Origin of the sequence: Streptomyces sp. (genome assembly GCF_031178505.1) — a bacterium.
GTDB lineage: Bacteria > Actinomycetota > Actinomycetes > Streptomycetales > Streptomycetaceae > Streptomyces > Streptomyces gulbargensis.
Window position 1 is genome coordinate 1 of the sequence record NZ_JAPSIW010000062.1, and the last position, 16,861, is coordinate 16,861.

The following is a 16,861-nucleotide window of genomic DNA, read 5'->3' on the forward strand; positions in this document are numbered from 1 at the left end:
TCGACCGTGTCGCCAACCTTGGCAGTGGAAATCTTGTCAACCTCAACGATGTCGCCGACAGCAACCTTGTGCTGGCGACCACCGCTGCGCACGATGGCGTACACGCGGATCTCTCTCTCACTCGCGATGGAACCTCTGACGCCAGCCGCCCACACGGTCCCCGAGGGGTCCGTGGTGATCCGGGATCGGACGAGCGGCCTCTCCCGACGGGCGGGAGGGAGGTGCTCAGAGGTGCGGCGCGCCCTACAGACACGCCGACGACCTAGGGTACGGGCGGCTGACGCGGGGGGTCAAATTCGCCCGACCGGGTGCGGACCGCCCCGTGCTGGGGCGGTCCGCGCCGGTGGAACGGACCGGATCAGTCCTGGGCCTGAGCCGGGGACTTCTCCGCCGCCTTCTTGGCGGTGGTCTTCTTGGCGGTGGTCTTCTTCGCCGCCGTCTTCTTGGCCGCCGTCTTCTTCGCGGCGGTCTTCTTGGCCGGGGCCGCCTTCTTCGCCGTCTTGCGGGCCGTCTTCCGGGCCGCCGGGGCGGCCTCGGACTCCGGCTCGGCCTGCGGCTCCGCGGCGGGGGTCTCCGGCGCGTCCTGGGCGGTGGCCGCGGGCAGGACGACCACGGCCGCCTCCTCGGCGCCCGAGGGCGAACCGGCCGGGGCGGTGGCCTTGCGGACCACCCGGCGGCGGGTGCGCGGCGCGGCGGCGGGGGCCTCCTCGGCGGCCGGCTCGGGCGCCGGGGCGGGCTCGGGCGCCGCGACCGGCTCCGGGGCCGCCTCCACGACGACCTCGGCCTCCGCCACGGGGGTGGTGGAGACGACCGGCGCGGACACCTTGCGGGTGGCGCGGCGGCGGGTACGCGGCGCGGGCGCGGCGCTCTCCTCCGCGGCGGGCTCCGGCCGCTCGGCCGGGGCCGGCTCCGGGGCGGTCTCCGCGACCGGCTGGGGCTCCGGGGTCACGGGCGCGGTCTCGGCCGCGTCCTCGACCAGCTCCACGGCGTCGGTCTCGACGACCGGCGTCGAGGCGACCGGGGCGGTGGCGCGCCGGGAGGCGCGGCGCCGGCCACGGCCGCGCGAGGCGGCGGCCTCGGCCTCCGCGACGCTGCTGTACAGCTCCTCGTCGGGGCGGAAGGGCTCCTCCACGGCCACCGGGGCGGCGATCTCCGCCGCGACCTCGGCCTCGGTCTCCACCTCGGCCTCCTCGGCCGGGGTCTCGACGGCCTCGTGCTCGTGGACGTGCTCGGCGCCGCCGCGGCCGCGCTTCTTCGAGCGCTTGCCGCCGCCACCGCCGCCGGCGGTGGTCGGCTGCTCCATGTGGACGATGACACCGCGGCCGTTGCAGTGGACGCAGGTCTCGGAGAAGGACTCCAGCAGGCCCTGGCCGACCCGCTTGCGGGTCATCTGCACCAGGCCGAGCGAGGTGACCTCGGCCACCTGGTGCTTGGTCCGGTCGCGGCCCAGGCACTCCAGGAGGCGGCGCAGCACCAGGTCGCGGTTGGACTCCAGGACCATGTCGATGAAGTCGATCACGACGATGCCACCGAGGTCGCGCAGCCGCAGCTGGCGCACGATCTCCTCGGCCGCCTCCAGGTTGTTCCTGGTGACGGTCTCCTCCAGGTTGCCGCCCTGGCCGGTGAACTTGCCGGTGTTGACGTCGACCACGACCATCGCCTCGGTCTTGTCGATCACCAGCGAGCCGCCGGACGGCAGCCAGACCTTGCGGTCCAGCGCCTTCATCAGCTGCTCGTCGATCCGGTACGTGGCGAAGACGTCGACCTCGCTCGTCCACTTGGACAGGCGGTCGACCAGGTCGGGCGCGACGTGGGAGACGTACCCGTGGATGGTCTCCCAGGCCTCGTCGCCGCTGACGATGACCTTGGAGAAGTCCTCGTTGAAGATGTCGCGGACGACGCGGACGGTCATGTCCGGCTCGCCGTAGAGCAGCGTCGGGGCGTTGCCGCTCTGCGCCTTCTTCCGGATGTCCTCCCACTGGGCCTGCAGACGCTCGACGTCACGGCGCAGCTCGTCCTCGCTCGCGCCCTCGGCGGCGGTGCGCACGATGACGCCCGCGTCCTCGGGGACGATCTTCTTGAGGATGGTCTTCAGACGGGCCCGCTCGGTGTCCGGGAGCTTGCGGCTGATGCCGGTCATCGAGCCCTCGGGGACGTACACGAGGTAGCGGCCCGGGAGGGAGACCTGGCTGGTCAGACGGGCGCCCTTGTGGCCGATCGGGTCCTTCGTCACCTGGACGAGGACCGACTGGCCGGACTTGAGGGCGGTCTCGATGCGGCGCGGCCCGTTGGCCATGCCGAGCGCCTCGAAGTTGACCTCACCGGCGTACAGGACGGCGTTGCGGCCCTTGCCGATGTCGACGAAGGCGGCCTCCATCGACGGCAGCACGTTCTGGACCTTGCCCAGGTAGACGTTGCCGACGTAGGAGGTGGCCTGCTCCTTGTTGACGTAGTGCTCGACGAGGACGTTGTCCTCCAGGACGCCGATCTGGGTGCGCTCGCCGTTCTGGCGGACGACCATCACCCGCTCGACGGCCTCGCGGCGGGCGAGGAACTCGGCCTCGGTGATGATCGGCACGCGGCGGCGGCCCTGCTCGCGGCCCTCGCGGCGGCGCTGCTTCTTCGCCTCCAGACGGGTCGAGCCCTTGATGGACTGGACCTCGTCCATGCCGGTGCCGGGCTCGGCCTTCTCGCGGGCCGGGCGCGGCTCGCGGACCTTGACGACCGTACGGACGCCGTCCTCCTCGGCGGCCTCCGCCTCGGCGGCGGCGTCACCGCTGCGCCGGCGGCGGCGCCGGCGACGGCGGGAGCTGCTGGAGCCGCCGCCGTTCAGGCCGTCGTTCTCCTCGTGCTCGTCCTCGCCCTCGGCGGCTTCCTCGCCCTCGTCCTCGGCGTGGTACTCCTCCGACTCCTCGGACTCCTCCGTGTCGGCGAGCTCGCCGCGGCGACGGCGGCGGCCACCGCGACGGCGGCGGCGGGACGGGCGGTCCTCGTACTCGTCGGTCTCCTCGGCCTCCTCGGCCGCCTGCGCCTCTTCGGCGGCCTCGGCGGACTCCACCTCGGGCTCGTCGGCGACGGTGGCCGGGACGGGCTCGACGGCGACGGGCTCACCGCGGCGGCGGCGACGGCGGCGCGAGCCGGACTCGGCGCGCTCGGCGGTCTCCACGGCCTCGGGCGCCGGGGCGGTCTCCTCGAACTCCTCCAGCTCCTCGTCGTCCTCCACGGCCTCGGCGGCGGCGATGGCGGCCGCCGTCTCCGGGGTCTGGAACATCGGCTCGGTGAAGACCGGGGGCTGGAAGACGGGGACGGCGGGGCGGCCGGCGCGGCGCGGCCGGCCGGTCTCCTCGGCCGCCGGGGCGGGCTCGGCGGCGAACTGCGGCGAGGTGGCGCGGCGGCGGCCGCGGCCACGGGTGGCGGCGGTCTCGGCGGCGGTGACCTCGGCCTCGTCGGCGGCGATCTGCGCGACGGTGTCACCCGGCAGCGACTCGCCGGCGGCCGGCTCCTCGGCGGCGGGCGCCGGGGAGGTCACGGGGGCGGTCGCCTTGCGGGTGGCGCGGCGCCGGGTGCGCGGCGCGGGCTCGGCCTCCGGAGCCTCGACGGGCGCGGCCTCGGCGGCCGGCGCGGCGGCGACCTGGGTGACGGGCTCCTCGGCGGCAGCGGCGGCGGTCGGCGACGTGACGGGCGCGGTGGCCTTGCGGGTGGCGCGGCGGCGGGTGCGCGGGGCCGGAGCCTCGGCGGTCTCGGCGGCGGGCGCGGCCTCGGCGGCCGGCTCCTCCACCGGGGTGGCCTCGGCGGCGACCGGCTCGTCCGCGGGCGCCGGGGAGGTCACCGGAGCGGTGGCCTTGCGCGTCGCACGGCGGCGGGTGCGCGGGGCGGGCGCCGCTTCGGGCACCTCGGCGGCCGGCTCCTCCACGGGGGCGGCCTCGGCGGCGACCGGCTCGTCCGCGGGCGCCGGGGAGGTCACCGGAGCGGTGGCCTTGCGCGTCGCACGGCGGCGGGTGCGCGGGGCCGGAGCCTCGGTGGTCTCGGCGGCGGGCGCGGTCTCCGCGACCGGCGCGGCGGGCTCCGGGGTCTCGACGGCCTCGGTGGCACCGGCGGTCACCGGCGGGCCGGCCGGGCGGGATGCGGCGCGGCGCCTGCGGCGCGGCGGCAGCTTGTCCCCGGGGGCGTTGGTGTCGTTGTTGTTCTCGTCGTGTTCGAGCATGCGGGCGGTTCTCCCGTCACGCTCCCGGGCGCCGCGTCGGATTCCGGTCCGGCGGCACGGTCACGCCTGGGGCGCGGTGCCGCCGTCCGGGGCGCGGGCGCCGCACGGGAGCTGTATGTCTGGCTCGCCGGTTCCGTACGCCCGATGCGTACGGCCTGGCGAAAGTCTTCTGGTCAGTGCGCTGCCCGACCCAGGTGGCTCCCGAGTACGAGGGCGGCGCTACGACGACCGCTCCCTACGCGGTGCCCGCACTCGGCGCCGTCGCTGAAGCGGTCGCGGCGGCCGTGGGTGGAGCGGCCGTGACTGCCTCGCGGTCGGGCGCGAGCGGGTCGGTCACCGTGCCGGACTCCTCGTCGAAGGGGCCCTGCGCCAGCCTGGTCACCGCTGCGGGGACCGGCGGCGCCAGGTCGGCCACAGCTCGGAGACCGGACAGGACGTCGTCGGGTCGTACGGCGGGTGTCTCGTGCCGAACAACCAGCCGCAGTATCGCACAGGCACTGTCCAGCGGCCTATCACCGTGGGAATCGGCCTGGGGACGCGCTGCGACGAGTTCGGCGACGGCGGAACGGGCGTCGAAGGTGCGGATGCCGTTCTTGGTCTTGCGCTGGACCTCCACGGCCTCGGCCGCGTTGAACGCGGCCACGGCCTTCTCGGCCTCCTCGACGGTGACACCGTCGAGCCGCAGCTCCCACACGGAGGCGGTGAGCCGGTCGGCGAGGCCGGAGGTGCGGGCCTCGACGGCGTCGGTGATGTCGAGCCCGTCCGGCAGGGACTCGTCCAGCAGGGCCCGGAGGGTCTCGGGGTCGCGCCGCTCGGTGAGGGCGATCTCCAGGTACTCGGCCTCGGAGCCGGTGCCCGTCGGCGCGGCGTTGGCGTACGACACCTTGGGGTGCGGGGTGAAGCCGGCCGAGTACGCCATGGGCACCTCGGCGCGGCGCAGGGCGCGCTCGAAGGCGCGCTGGAAGTCACGGTGGCTGGTGAACCGGAGGCGGCCGCGCTTGGTGTAGCGCAGACGAATGCGCTGCACCGCCGGTGCGGGCGGCGGGCCTTCGGGCTGTCGCTTGCCCAGTGGTTCTTCTCCTCGGTGCGGGGCGGGCGCGGGTGGCGCACCGCCCGGAAGCTCATGGGGCGGCCCCTGGGGGGCCTGCCCGGATCACCCCCGCGTCTGCGGGGAGATCTCAGGGGCGGGCACCGCGCCGGGGACATTCCTTGTACTACCCAGAGTACGCGCCTTGGCCACCTCCGGTTCCCCGGCCTCCGGCACCCGGGTGCCGCCCACCAGCGCCCGCCAGGCGTCCGCACGGGCTTGGCGCACCGTGGCCCGCGCGGCGGCCAGGGTCCCCCGGACGGCGCGCCCCGCCTCCGCCGCCGCCTTCCGCGCGGGGGTCCACAGGGAGTCACGGACCCAGTGGCCGACGGGTGTGCACACGCTCCGGTAGAACCAGGCGGCGGGCCGGCCGACGAGGGTGCGGGCGAGGAGGGCGAGGGCCCGGCCGACGGCGCGCGAGACGAACCCGGCGACGCGCCAGCCGACGACGAACGCCGCCCCGATCTCCCGCGCCACGGGCAGGAGCACGCGCCGGCCGAGCCTGCCGAACGGCAGGACGACGGCGTACCGCCAGAGCAGCCCGAGCGGCAGCGCGATCCCGTACCGCGCGGCCGGCACGACCGCGTACCGCCACAGCCAGGAGAGCGGCAGCACGATGCCGTACCGCACGAGGGGCACGAGCACGTACCGCCAGAGCCCCACCCAGGGCCACACGAACAGCGCCCGCAGCAGCCACCCGCCGCCGAGCGCGAGCCCGCGGCCCAGTCGTGAGAAGAACCACGCGAGGCCCTGGCCCAACGGGGTGAGCACCGCGTGGTACAGCCAGGCGGCCGGTGCCCGCACCAGCACCTCCGCCAGGCGGACGAGGCCGTGGCCGAGCGGTGTCAGGACGGCCCGGTACAGCCAGGCGGACGGCACGGCGATCCCGTACCGCAGCACCGGCCCGAGGACGTACCGCCACAGCGCGACCCACGGCCACACGAACAGCGCCCGCCCGAGCCACACCCCCGCGGCGGCGAGTCCCCGCCCCAGCGGCCGCAGCACGGACCGGCCGACGAACCGCCCACCGGCGGCGAGGACGTCCCACACCATCCGCACCGGCACGACGAGCACCAGCACGACGATCCTCACCGGAATCCTGACGACCGCCGTCAGACATCCCTCCGGCGCGGGCGCGGGCGGGGGCGCGGGCTTCTCCATGCTCATGCCGGACATGACGCGACGGCCCGTCCCAGGGTTCTCACCTGGGACGGGCCGTCACCGGAGCGTTACGAGGGGCCTTCCGGCCGGACTACTTGACCACGGTCAGCGGCAGGAGCTTCTTGCCGGTCGGGCCGACCTGGATCTCGGTCTGCATGGCCGGGCACACGCCGCAGTCGAAGCACGGCGTCCAGCGGCAGTCCTCGACCTCGGTCTCGTCGAGGGCGTCCTGCCAGTCCTCCCAGAGCCAGTCCTTGTCGAGGCCCGAGTCCAGGTGGTCCCAGGGCAGGACCTCCTCGTAGGTGCGCTCGCGGGTGGTGTACCAGGCCACGTCCACGCCGAACTCGGGGAGGGTCTTCTCCGCGCACTCCATCCAGCGGTCGTACGAGAAGTGCTCGCGCCAGCCGTCGAAGCGGCCGCCGTCCTCGTAGACCGCCCGGATGACGGCGCCGACGCGGCGGTCACCGCGGGAGAGGAGGCCCTCCACGATGCCGGGCTTGCCGTCGTGGTAGCGGAAGCCGATCGAGCGGCCGTACTTCTTGTCACCGCGGATCTTGTCACGGAGCTTCGCCAGGCGCTCGTCGGTCTCCTCGGCGGAGAGCTGCGGCGCCCACTGGAAGGGGGTGTGCGGCTTGGGGACGAAACCGCCGATGGAGACGGTGCAGCGGATGTCGTTCTGGCCGGAGACCTTGCGGCCCTCGGCGATCACGTTCATCGCCATGTCGGCGATCTGGAGGACGTCCTCGTCGGTCTCCGTGGGCAGGCCGCACATGAAGTACAGCTTCACCTGGCGCCAGCCGTTGCCGTACGCGGTGGAGACGGTCCGGATCAGGTCCTCCTCCGAGACCATCTTGTTGATGACCTTGCGCATGCGCTCGGAGCCGCCCTCGGGGGCGAAGGTGAGGCCGGAGCGGCGGCCGTTGCGGGTCAGCTCGTTGGCCAGGTCGACGTTGAAGGCGTCGACGCGGGTGGACGGGAGGGACAGACCGATCTTGTCCTCCTCGTACCGGTCGGCCAGGCCCTTGGCGATGTCGCCGATCTCGGAGTGGTCCGCGGAGGACAGCGACAGCAGGCCGACCTCCTCGAAGCCGGTGGCCTTGAGGCCCTTCTCCACCATCTCGCCGATGCCGGTGATGCTTCGCTCCCGCACGGGGCGCGTGATCATGCCGGCCTGGCAGAAGCGGCAGCCGCGGGTGCAGCCGCGGAAGATCTCGACGGACATGCGCTCGTGGACGGTCTCCGCGAGCGGGACGAGGGGCTGCTTGGGGTACGGCCACTCGTCGAGGTCCATGACGGTGTGCTTGGACACGCGCCACGGCACGCCGGAGCGGTTGGGCACGACACGGCCGATGCGGCCGTCCGGCAGGTACTCGACGTCGTAGAACGCCGGGATGTAGACCGAGCCGGTCTTCGCGAGACGGAGCAGGACCTCCTCGCGGCCGCCGGGCCGGCCCTCGGCCTTCCACCGGCGGATGATCTCGGTCATGTCGAGGACGGCCTGCTCGCCGTCGCCGATGATCGCCGCGTCGATGAAGTCCGCGATCGGCTCGGGGTTGAAGGCGGCGTGGCCGCCGGCGAGCACGATGGGATGGTCGACGGTCCGGTCCTTCGACTCCAGCGGGATGCCCGCCAGGTCGAGGGCGGTGAGCATGTTGGTGTACCCGAGCTCGGTCGAGAAGGACAGACCGAACACGTCGAAGGCACCGACGGGCCGGTGGCTGTCGACGGTGAACTGCGGCACGCCGTGCTCGCGCATCAGCGCCTCGAGGTCGGGCCACACGCTGTACGTGCGCTCCGCGAGGACGCCCTCACGCTCGTTCAGTACCTCGTAGAGGATCATGACGCCCTGGTTGGGCAGGCCGACCTCGTACGCGTCCGGGTACATCAGCGCCCAGCGGACGTCGGCGGACTCCCACGGCTTGACCGTGGAGTTCAGCTCTCCACCGACGTACTGAATCGGCTTCTGCACGTGCGGGAGCAGAGCTTCGAGCTGCGGGAAGACAGACTCGGCAGCAGACATCTCGAACCTTCGTGAGCTGGCAGGGGGGCGACTCTCAAGCGTACCCCGGTGCTCAGCGGCTCAGTGCCGCCCGCAGCCCGGGGCCGGAGGCGCGGGCCCACAGCTCCGGCAGCTCCCCCGCCCGGGTCTCCGCCGTCGCCGCCTCGCGGCCGTACAGAACGCCCCAGGTGAAGGCGGACTCGCCGGCCGCGTGGGCCTGGATGGCGAGTTCGCGCAGCGCCTCGCGGGTGACGACGCTGTCCTGGTGGTCACCGAGACAGGTCTGGAGGGCCTTGACGCGCTTGGCGAACCGCCGGGCGGGTTTGCCGACGGCGGGGCGGGCGGCCTCGGCGGCGTACCGGGCGCGTTTTGCGGCCTTGCGGGCCTCGTGGAGGGCGAGGTCACGCCGCTCACCGGGATCGAGGGCGAGGGCGCGTTCGACCCGGGCGCCGAGGCGGTCGTGGTCCTTGCGGACGGCGCCGGCGAAAACCTCGCGGGCGTCGCGGGAGGCGGCCTTGCGCAGCGGCGGGTCGGCGAGGAGCCGGTCGAGGGCGGCGAGGAGGGCGAGGTGGCGGTCGGAGTCGAGGGCGGCGAGGACGGTGCGGCGGGCGGAGGCCTCCCGGGCGGTGTGCCAGATCCGGAGGCGGCCCTGGACGGGGCCGAGGAGGAGGGGGCCGGGGACGGCGTCGACACGGGCGCGGAGGCGTTCGGCGAGGACCTCCGTGTCGCGGGCGACGCCGAGTTCGCCGGCGAGCCACTTCAGCTCGCGCCCGATCGGGTCGGTGACCTCCCGGTCGAGGACCTTGCGGTACGTCTTGAAGGCGCTGCGCAGGCGCCGGCAGGCGACCCGCATCCTGTGGACGGCGTCCGGCCGGTCGCGCCGGACGGCGGGGTCGAGGGTGACGATCGCCCGGATCTGTTCGCGTACGTAGGCGAGGACGGCGGCTCCGGCGGTGCCGGGCGCGGCGGGCGGGGCGGCGAGGACGGGGGTGGGGCGGGCACCGGTGTCGGCCAGGGCGCGGGCGAGCTTGGAGGCGGAGGTCGCGGGGTGGATGCCCGCCTTGAGGAGGCGTTTCCCGACGGCGTCGAGGAAGGCCTCCCCGTCGGCGCGGGCCTTCCCGGCCCCGTCGCTCCCGGCCCCGGCCCGCGCGCTCCCGGCCGCCTCGCCGCCGAAGGCGTCGTCGTCCGCGAGTTCGACCTCGATCTCGGTCCAGGCGGCCCGCTTCCCCTTCGCTCCCCGGTCCCTGCGCTCGGCGCGGACGGTGTCCACGGAGACCTCCGCGAGGAGCGTGCCGTCGTCGCCGAGGAGGTGGCGGACGGCGCGGGAGGAGCGGAGGCGGACGACGGGGACGACCTCGGTGTCGCGGACGCGGGAGCGCAGGAGCGCGGCGAGGTCCGGTGGGAGCGTGTCCGAGAGCGGGGCCCGGATCTCGTCGCGTACGCCGGGGGCGACGGGGAACTTCAGGTGCCAGCCGGCGTCCCGGCCGCCGGTGCGGCGGCGCAGGGTGAGCCCGTCGGCGGCGAGGCGCAGGTCGGGGGTGTCGTAGTAGACGGCGTCGAGTTCCATGACGCCTTCGTCGGTGACCCGGGCGACCCCGGGGACGCGGGTCAGGTCGGGCAGGGTGGTGGTGTCGTCGGCTTCGTACTTCCGCTCGGTCTCGCGCTTCGTCTCGGCCATGTCATTGAATCTAGCCCCGGTCGCGCGATCCAGTCGTGGTCCCGCGATCCGGCCGCCGTTTTCGGCCGTTCGCGGGACCACGGCCCCGGTGGGGGCTCAGGCCGTCATGGGGCGCTGGACCCGGATCGACTGGAGCAGTCCGATCGCTATCCACACCGCGAACATGGACGAGCCGCCGTACGAGACGAAGGGCAGCGGCAGGCCGGCGACCGGCATGATGCCGAGGGTCATGCCGATGTTCTCGAAGGACTGGAAGGCGAACCAGGCGATGATGCCGGCCGCGACGACCGTGCCGTAGAGCTCGGTGGTCTCGCGGGCGATGCGGCAGGCGCGCCAGAGGACGACGCCGAGCAGCACGAGGATGAACCCGGCGCCGATGAAGCCGAGCTCCTCGCCGGCGACGGTGAAGATGAAGTCGGTCTGCTGTTCGGGGACGAACTGGCCGGTGGTCTGGTGACCCTTGAACAGGCCGGCGCCGTAGAGGCCGCCGGAGCCGATGGCGATGCGGGCCTGGTTGGTGTTGTAGCCGACGCCGGCCGGATCGAGTTCGGGGTTGGCGAAGGCGGCGAACCGGTTGATCTGGTACTCGTCCAGCATTCCGAGGGCGGTGACGAGGACGGCGCCGCCGACGCCGGCGCCGATGAGCCCGAGGACCCACCGGTTGGAGGCGCCGGAGGCGAGGAGCACGCCGAGCACGATGACGGCCATGACCATGACCGAGCCGAGGTCCGGCATCAGCATGACGATGCCCATGGGGAGGGCGGCCAGGACCAGGGACTTGGCGACGGTCATGTGGTCCGGGTGGAGCTGGTCGCCGGCGTCGACCTTGGAGGCGAGCAGCACCGCCATGACCAGAATGATCGTGATCTTCACGAACTCGCTGGGCTGGAGGGAGAAGCCGCCGCCGATGACGATCCACGCGTGGGCGCCGTTGATGGTCGCGCCGAGCGGGGTGAGGACGGCGAGGATCAGCAGGATCGACACGCCGTAGAGGATCGGCACGGCCCCGCGCAGGGTGCGGTGGCCGAGCCAGACGGTGCCGACCATCAGGGCGAGCCCGATGCCGGTGTTGAGGAGGTGCCGGAAGAGGAAGTAGTACGGATCGCCGTTGTTGAGCTCGGTACGGCCGCGGGTGGCGGACCAGACGAGCAGGGCCCCCAGGAGCGACAGGGCGAGGCTGGAGAGCAGCATCGGCCAGTCGAGCCGGCGCAGGACGGAGTCGCGGGCGGTGAGCTTCGCGACCGGCCCGCGGTCGGGGGCGTAGCGGGAGACGGAGAAGCCGGTACGGGTCGTCATCGGGTCAGTCCCTCCAGACGGGGGGCGGGCCCGCGAGCGGCGGCGTCGCCCCGCCCGCCTCGGGATCGACCTTCTGCGCCTCGGGGTCGTAGGGCTTGACGGCGGGGGCGTCGATCGTGCCGTCGGGGTTGATCTTCGGCAGGGTCTTCTGCGGCTTCGGCAGCAGGGCGCGCTTCAGGTCCTGGTTGCCGGCGTCGTCGAGGCCGTACATGGCGTCGTAGATGTTGCGTACGGCGGGGCCGGAGGCGCCGGAGCCGGTGCCGCCCTGGGAGATCGTCATGACGATGGTGAAGTCGTCGGTGTAGGTGGCCAGCCAGGAGGTGGTCTGCTTGCCGTAGACCTGGGCGGTGCCGGTCTTGGCGCGCATCGGGATCTTGTCCTGGGGCCAGCCGCCGAAGCGCCAGGCCGCGGTGCCGCCCGGTTCGACGACGGAGCGCAGGCCCTTGTCGAGGTCGCGGATGGTCTCGGGGCCGACGGGCAGCTTGCCGTGCGGGGCCGGCTTGATCTCGCGGACGCGCTTGCCGTCGGGGCTGATGACGGCCTTGCCGACGGTGGGGTTGTAGAGGGTGCCGCCGTTGCTGATGGCGGCGTAGGCGGTGGCCATCTGGATGGGGGTGACGAGGACGTCACCCTGGCCGATGGCGAAGTTGATGCTGTCGTACGCCTTCAGCTGGTTGCCTTCGAGACAGCTCTCGTAGGCGATCTGCTCGACGTAGCTGCCGCCCTTCTTGCCCTGCTTGCACCAGACGTCCTTGTTGGCCTCCCAGAAGCTCTGCTTCCACTGGCGGTCGGGGATGCGGCCGGTGACCTCGTTGGGCAGGTCGATGCGGGTCTCCGCGCCGAGGCCGAAGTCGCGGGCGGTCCGGTAGAACCAGTCGTGGGCGTCCTTCTTGGGCTTGAGCCCGCCGTCGCGCTGCCACTCCTGGTGGCCGAGGGCGTAGAAGACGGTGTTGCAGGAGAACTTGAGGGCCTCTCCGAGGGTGATGGGGCCGTGGCCCTTGGACTCGAAGTTGGCGAAGCTGCGGCCGCCGAGGCTGTAGGAGCTGCTGCAGTTGTACCGGTCGTTGAAGCCGTGTCCGGCGCGGACGGCGGCGCTCGCGGACACCACCTTGAAGATGGAGCCCGCGGGGGCCTGGCCCTGGATGGCCCGGTTGAGGAGCGGGTAGTTCGACTTCTTGCTGGTGAGGGCGGCGTAGTCGGAGGCGGAGATGCCGCCGACCCAGGCGTTGGGGTCGTAGTCGGGCTGGGAGGCCATGGCGACGACCCGGCCGGTCTTCGTCTCCATGACGACGACGGCGCCGGCGTCGGCCTCGTACTTCCGGCCGGTGATCTTGTCGGTCTCCTGGCGGACGGCCTTCATGGCCTGAGCGAGCTCGTACTCGGCGACGGCCTGGACGCGGGCGTCGATGCTGGTGACGAGGGTGGAGCCGGCGATGCCGGGGTCGGACTTGGTCTGGCCCATGACGCGGCCGAGGTTGTCGACCTCGTAGCGGGTGACGCCGGCCTTGCCGCGCAGCTCCTTGTCGTACGTGCGCTCGATGCCGGAGCGGCCGACCTGGTCGGAGCGGAGGAACGGCGAGTCGGTGTCCTTGGCCTTCTCGATCTCCTGGTCGGTGACCGGCGAGAGGTAGCCGAGCACCTGGGCGGTGCGGGCCTTGCCGGGCGCCGGATAGCGGCGTACGGCGGTGGGTTCGGCGGTGATGCCGGGGAAGTCCTCGGAGGCCTCGCGGATGGTCAGCGCCTGCTGGGTGGTGGCCTCGTCGGTGACCGGGATCGGCTGGTAGGGCGAACCGTTCCAGCAGGGCTTGGGCGTCTCGGAGTCGCAGAGCCGGATCTTGTTGATGACGTCCTCGGGCTTCATCTCGAGCACGCCGGCGAGCCGGGTGAGGACGGCCTTGCCCTTGTCCTTCATCTTCATCAGCTCGGTGCGCGAGGCGGAGACGACGAGGCGGGTCTCGTTGTCGGCGAGCGGGACCCCGCGGGCGTCGAGGATGGAACCGCGGACGGCGGGCTGGACGACCTGCTGGACGTGGTTGTTCTTGGCCTCGTCCGTGTACTCCTTGCCGTTGCGGATCTGGAGGTACCAGAGCCGTCCCCCCAGGGTGAGGAGCAGCGAGAAGACGAGAACCTGGATGACGACGAGCCGGATCCGGACCCGGGGGGTCCGTCCGGTCTCGGGGATGTTGCTCATGCTGCCGGTGCCCCCTCGGTCACAGTCGCTTGACTCCCTTGATGCGCCCGGCCCGTGAGGCGCGGCTCCTGGCGGCCTTCACGCGCAGTCCGCCGCGCTGGGTGCCGATCCGCAGGCCGGTGCCGGAGGAGAGCCAGCCGGAGGAGACGTCGGCGCCGTTGGAGCCGCCGGTGTCGGCGAGCGGGTCGTTGTCGGCGCGGCGGGCCAGAGCCATGATCAGCGGCACCGTGAAGGGTGCCAGGAGCAGGTCGTAGACGGCCGCGGTGAAGAGGAGGGAGCCCAGGCCGACGTGGCGGGCGGCGGTGTCGCCGACGAGGGCGCCGACGCCCGCGTAGAGCAGGGTGGAGCCGACGGCGGCGGCGACGACCACGGCCATGGGGACGGCGGCGGAGGTGAGCCGGCCGTTCTCGGGCTTGGCGAGGCCGACGAGGTAGCCGATGACGCACAGCACGAGGGCGTAGCGGCCGGCGGCGTGGTCGGCGGGCGGGGCGAAGTCGGCGAGCAGTCCGGCGCTGAAGCCGACGAGGGCGCCGCTGACGTGTCCGTACACGAGGGCCAGGGCGACGACCGTGAGAAGGACGAGGTCGGGGACGGCTCCGGGGAGCTGGAGGCGGGCGAGGACGGAGACCTGGACGACGAGGGCGACCGCGATCAGGGCCGCGGAGAGGAAGATGCGGTTGAACTTCACGGTGTCGCGTCCCCCTCGTCCTGCTGCGCCTGCTGGTCCTGGCCCGCGTTCTGGTTCGCGTTCCCGTCGGCGTTCTGATTCTGGTTCAGGTTCTGGTTCTGCTGGTTCCGGCCGGCCTGGTTCTGGCCCTCGTTCGCGGCGTTCGCCGGTGGCTTCGGCGTGACGGTCACGGTGACCGTCGGCGCCGGCTTCGGCTTCGGCGGCAGGACGGCGTCGCGCGGGTTGGAGCGCGGCGCCTGGACGACCACACCGACGATGTCGAGCTTGCTGAAGCCGACGTACGGACGGACGTAGACGTTACGGGTCAGGCCGCCACCCGACGGGTCGACGCGCAGGACCTCGCCGACGGGCACGCCGGGCACGAACGGCTTGTCGCCCTGCGAGCCGAAGGTGACGAGCCGGTCGCCCGGCTTCACCTTCGCCTTGCCGTTGAGGAGCTGGACGAGGAGCGGCCGGTCGCCCTGGCCGGTGGCGAAGCCGAGCTCGTCGGTCTTCTCCATCCGGGTGCCGACGGTGAAGTCGGGGTCGTTGGCGAGCAGGACCGTGGAGGTGGAGGGGCCGACGGTGGTGACGCGGCCGACGAGACCGGCGCCGTTGAGCACCGTCATGTCCCGCTGGATGCCGTCCCGGGCGCCCACGTCGATGGTGATCGTCCAGGAGAAGCCCTGGGCCGACCCTATGGCGATGACCTGGGCTCCCTTGATCCCGTACTGGCCGGCGCCGGCCGTCTTCAGGAGGGTGTCGAGCTCGCGCAGGCGGCTGCGGTTGCGGTCGTCGCTGCCGAGCTTCGCCTTGAGTTCGGCGTTCTCCTTCTCCAGGGCGGCGATCCGGGTGTGCCGCTCCCCGGAGTCGCGCACCGCGCCTATGGCGTTGCCGACCGGGTCGACGGCCGCCGCGACGCCGTTCTCGACCGGTCCGAAGACCGCGGCGGCGGCCCGCCGGGCGCCGTCGACCGGCGACTCCTGGCCGCCGCGGATGTCCACCGTGATCAATGCGAACGCGATGGCGATCAGCAGCACCAGGAGCAGCCGGCTCTCTCGTGTGTCCCTCACGTGCGGCGGCCGTGCCTTTCCTCGTGGTTCGGTGTGCAGATGTGCGGTGGTGCGGGTGATGCTGTCGTGCGGGGTGTCGCGGGTGGTGCGCTCGTACGGTGCCGGGCGCCCGGCGCCGTACGGGTGTCGTACGGCGCGGGGCCGGGCGTCAGCGGCGCGGCTGCGCGTCCAGGACCTGCTGGAGGGCCTCGAACTCCTCGACGCACTTGCCGGAGCCGAGGGCGACCGAGTCCAGCGGGTCCTCCGCGATGTGGATCGGCATGCCCGTCTCGCGGCGCAGGCGCTCGTCGAGGCCGCGCAGCAGGGCGCCGCCACCCGTGAGAACGATGCCGCGGTCCATGACGTCACCGGACAGTTCCGGCGGGCACTTGTCGAGCGTGGTCTTCACGGCGTCCACGATCGCGTTGACCGGTTCCTCGATGGCCTTGCGCACCTCGGCGGCCGAGATGACCACGGTCTTCGGCAGGCCGGAGACCAGGTCGCGGCCGCGGATCTCGGTGTGCTCGTCCTGTTCGAGGTCGTAGGCCGAGCCGATGGTGATCTTGATCTGTTCGGCGGTCCGCTCACCGAGGAGGAGCGAGTACTCCTTCTTGATGTGCTGGATGATCGCGTTGTCCAGCTCGTCACCGGCCACCCGGATGGACTGTGCCGTGACGATCCCTCCGAGGGAGATGACCGCGACCTCGGTCGTGCCGCCGCCGATGTCGACGACCATGTTGCCGGTCGCCTCGTGGACGGGGAGGCCCGAGCCGATGGCCGCCGCCATGGGCTCCTCGATGATGTGGACCTGGCGGGCGCCGGCCTGGGTCGAGGCCTCGATGACGGCGCGGCGCTCCACGCCGGTGATGCCCGAGGGCACGCAGACGACGACCCGGGGGCGGGCCAGGTAGCGGCGCTTGTGGATCTTGAGAATGAAGTAGCGGAGCATCCGCTCGGTGATCTCGAAGTCGGCGATCACGCCGTCCTTGAGCGGGCGGACGGCGACGATGTTGCCGGGGGTGCGCCCGATCATTTTCTTCGCCTCGGAACCGACCGCGAGAATGCCGCCGGTGTTGGTGTTGATCGCGACGACGGACGGCTCGTTCAGAACGATGCCTCGACCCCTGACGTACACCAGCGTGTTGGCGGTCCCGAGGTCGACAGCCATGTCACGGCCGATGAACGACATTGAGCTCCCCTTGTTTCCCATGGCTGAGGGTGGTGCGGCGTGGAGTTTTCCATCGTAGTGCCGCTCACGCGGATACCGCGCGGTGGTCCACCTGTGTATAGGTGACGGTAGGACGCGGCGATCCGTTCCCGGGATGAACGTTCATATGCCTGAGGGCGACCGAAATTCCTTCGGTCGCCCCACGTTTGGCTGCTGTTCGGCTGACGCCGACTCAACTCGGGATCAGACCAGACCCGGGAAGAAGATCTTCAGCTCGCGCTGCGCCGACTCCTCCGAGTCGGAGGCGTGGATGAGGTTCTCCCGGACGATGGTGCCGTAGTCGCCACGGATGGAGCCG

General features: G+C 72.6%; 12 protein-coding genes. All 12 read right to left on the bottom strand.

Features of this window, described 5'->3' with window-relative positions:
* Positions 1-104, bottom strand: a 104-nt coding sequence (locus tag RIF68_RS07645) for a bL21 family ribosomal protein (RefSeq protein ID WP_309050389.1), incomplete at its 3' end; no start/stop codon positions are given.
* 254 nt (positions 105-358) lie between these two features.
* Positions 359-4,204, bottom strand: coding sequence for an Rne/Rng family ribonuclease (locus RIF68_RS07650; RefSeq protein WP_309050379.1), 3,846 nt, complete (start codon positions 4,202-4,204; stop codon positions 359-361).
* A gap of 235 nt (positions 4,205-4,439) precedes the next feature.
* A complete protein-coding gene (locus RIF68_RS07655) occupies positions 4,440-5,231 on the bottom strand; it encodes a TIGR03936 family radical SAM-associated protein (protein ID WP_309050380.1) in 792 nt (263 codons plus the stop codon).
* Between the two features lie 126 nt (positions 5,232-5,357).
* Positions 5,358-6,458, bottom strand: a complete 1,101-nt coding sequence (locus RIF68_RS07660) for a hypothetical protein (protein ID WP_309050381.1) — start codon at positions 6,456-6,458, stop codon at positions 5,358-5,360.
* Between the two features lie 85 nt (positions 6,459-6,543).
* Positions 6,544-8,472, bottom strand: coding sequence for a TIGR03960 family B12-binding radical SAM protein (locus RIF68_RS07665; RefSeq protein WP_309050382.1), 1,929 nt, complete (start codon positions 8,470-8,472; stop codon positions 6,544-6,546).
* 52 nt (positions 8,473-8,524) lie between these two features.
* Complete coding sequence (locus RIF68_RS07670) at positions 8,525-10,129, bottom strand: CYTH and CHAD domain-containing protein (RefSeq protein ID WP_309050383.1); 1,605 nt, start codon at positions 10,127-10,129, stop codon at positions 8,525-8,527.
* A gap of 96 nt (positions 10,130-10,225) precedes the next feature.
* Positions 10,226-11,425, bottom strand: a complete 1,200-nt coding sequence (rodA, locus tag RIF68_RS07675) for a rod shape-determining protein RodA (protein ID WP_309050384.1) — start codon at positions 11,423-11,425, stop codon at positions 10,226-10,228.
* Positions 11,426-11,429: 4 nt separating this feature from the next.
* Positions 11,430-13,616, bottom strand: a complete 2,187-nt coding sequence (gene mrdA / locus RIF68_RS07680; protein ID WP_309050385.1) for a penicillin-binding protein 2 — start codon at positions 13,614-13,616, stop codon at positions 11,430-11,432.
* Positions 13,617-13,635: 19 nt separating this feature from the next.
* Positions 13,636-14,304, bottom strand: coding sequence for a rod shape-determining protein MreD (mreD, locus tag RIF68_RS07685; RefSeq protein ID WP_309050386.1), 669 nt, complete (start codon positions 14,302-14,304; stop codon positions 13,636-13,638).
* On the bottom strand, positions 14,301-15,356 hold the full coding sequence (gene mreC, locus RIF68_RS07690) for a rod shape-determining protein MreC (RefSeq protein ID WP_309050387.1): 1,056 nt from the start codon (positions 15,354-15,356) through the stop codon (positions 14,301-14,303). The genes mreD and mreC overlap by 4 nt, the downstream gene beginning before the upstream one ends.
* Positions 15,357-15,504: 148 nt before the next feature.
* On the bottom strand, positions 15,505-16,524 hold the full coding sequence (locus tag RIF68_RS07695) for a rod shape-determining protein (protein ID WP_309050388.1): 1,020 nt from the start codon (positions 16,522-16,524) through the stop codon (positions 15,505-15,507).
* A gap of 222 nt (positions 16,525-16,746) precedes the next feature.
* Positions 16,747-16,861, bottom strand: a 115-nt coding sequence (locus RIF68_RS07700; RefSeq protein WP_309050390.1) for a nucleoside-diphosphate kinase, incomplete at its 5' end; no start/stop codon positions are given.

What these genes read in the sequence shown, in the direction of transcription:
- RIF68_RS07650 (WP_309050379.1), bottom strand. Translation starts at nt 4,204, where the DNA reads ATGCTCGAACACGACGAGAACAACAACGACACCAACGCCCCCGGGGAC.
- RIF68_RS07660 (WP_309050381.1), bottom strand. Translation starts at nt 6,458, where the DNA reads ATGAGCATGGAGAAGCCCGCGCCCCCGCCCGCGCCCGCGCCGGAGGGA.
- RIF68_RS07665 (WP_309050382.1), bottom strand. Translation starts at nt 8,472, where the DNA reads ATGTCTGCTGCCGAGTCTGTCTTCCCGCAGCTCGAAGCTCTGCTCCCG.
- RIF68_RS07670 (WP_309050383.1), bottom strand. Translation starts at nt 10,129, where the DNA reads ATGGCCGAGACGAAGCGCGAGACCGAGCGGAAGTACGAAGCCGACGAC.
- rodA (WP_309050384.1), bottom strand. Translation starts at nt 11,425, where the DNA reads ATGACGACCCGTACCGGCTTCTCCGTCTCCCGCTACGCCCCCGACCGC.
- mrdA (WP_309050385.1), bottom strand. Translation starts at nt 13,616, where the DNA reads ATGAGCAACATCCCCGAGACCGGACGGACCCCCCGGGTCCGGATCCGG.
- RIF68_RS07695 (WP_309050388.1), bottom strand. Translation starts at nt 16,524, where the DNA reads ATGTCGTTCATCGGCCGTGACATGGCTGTCGACCTCGGGACCGCCAAC.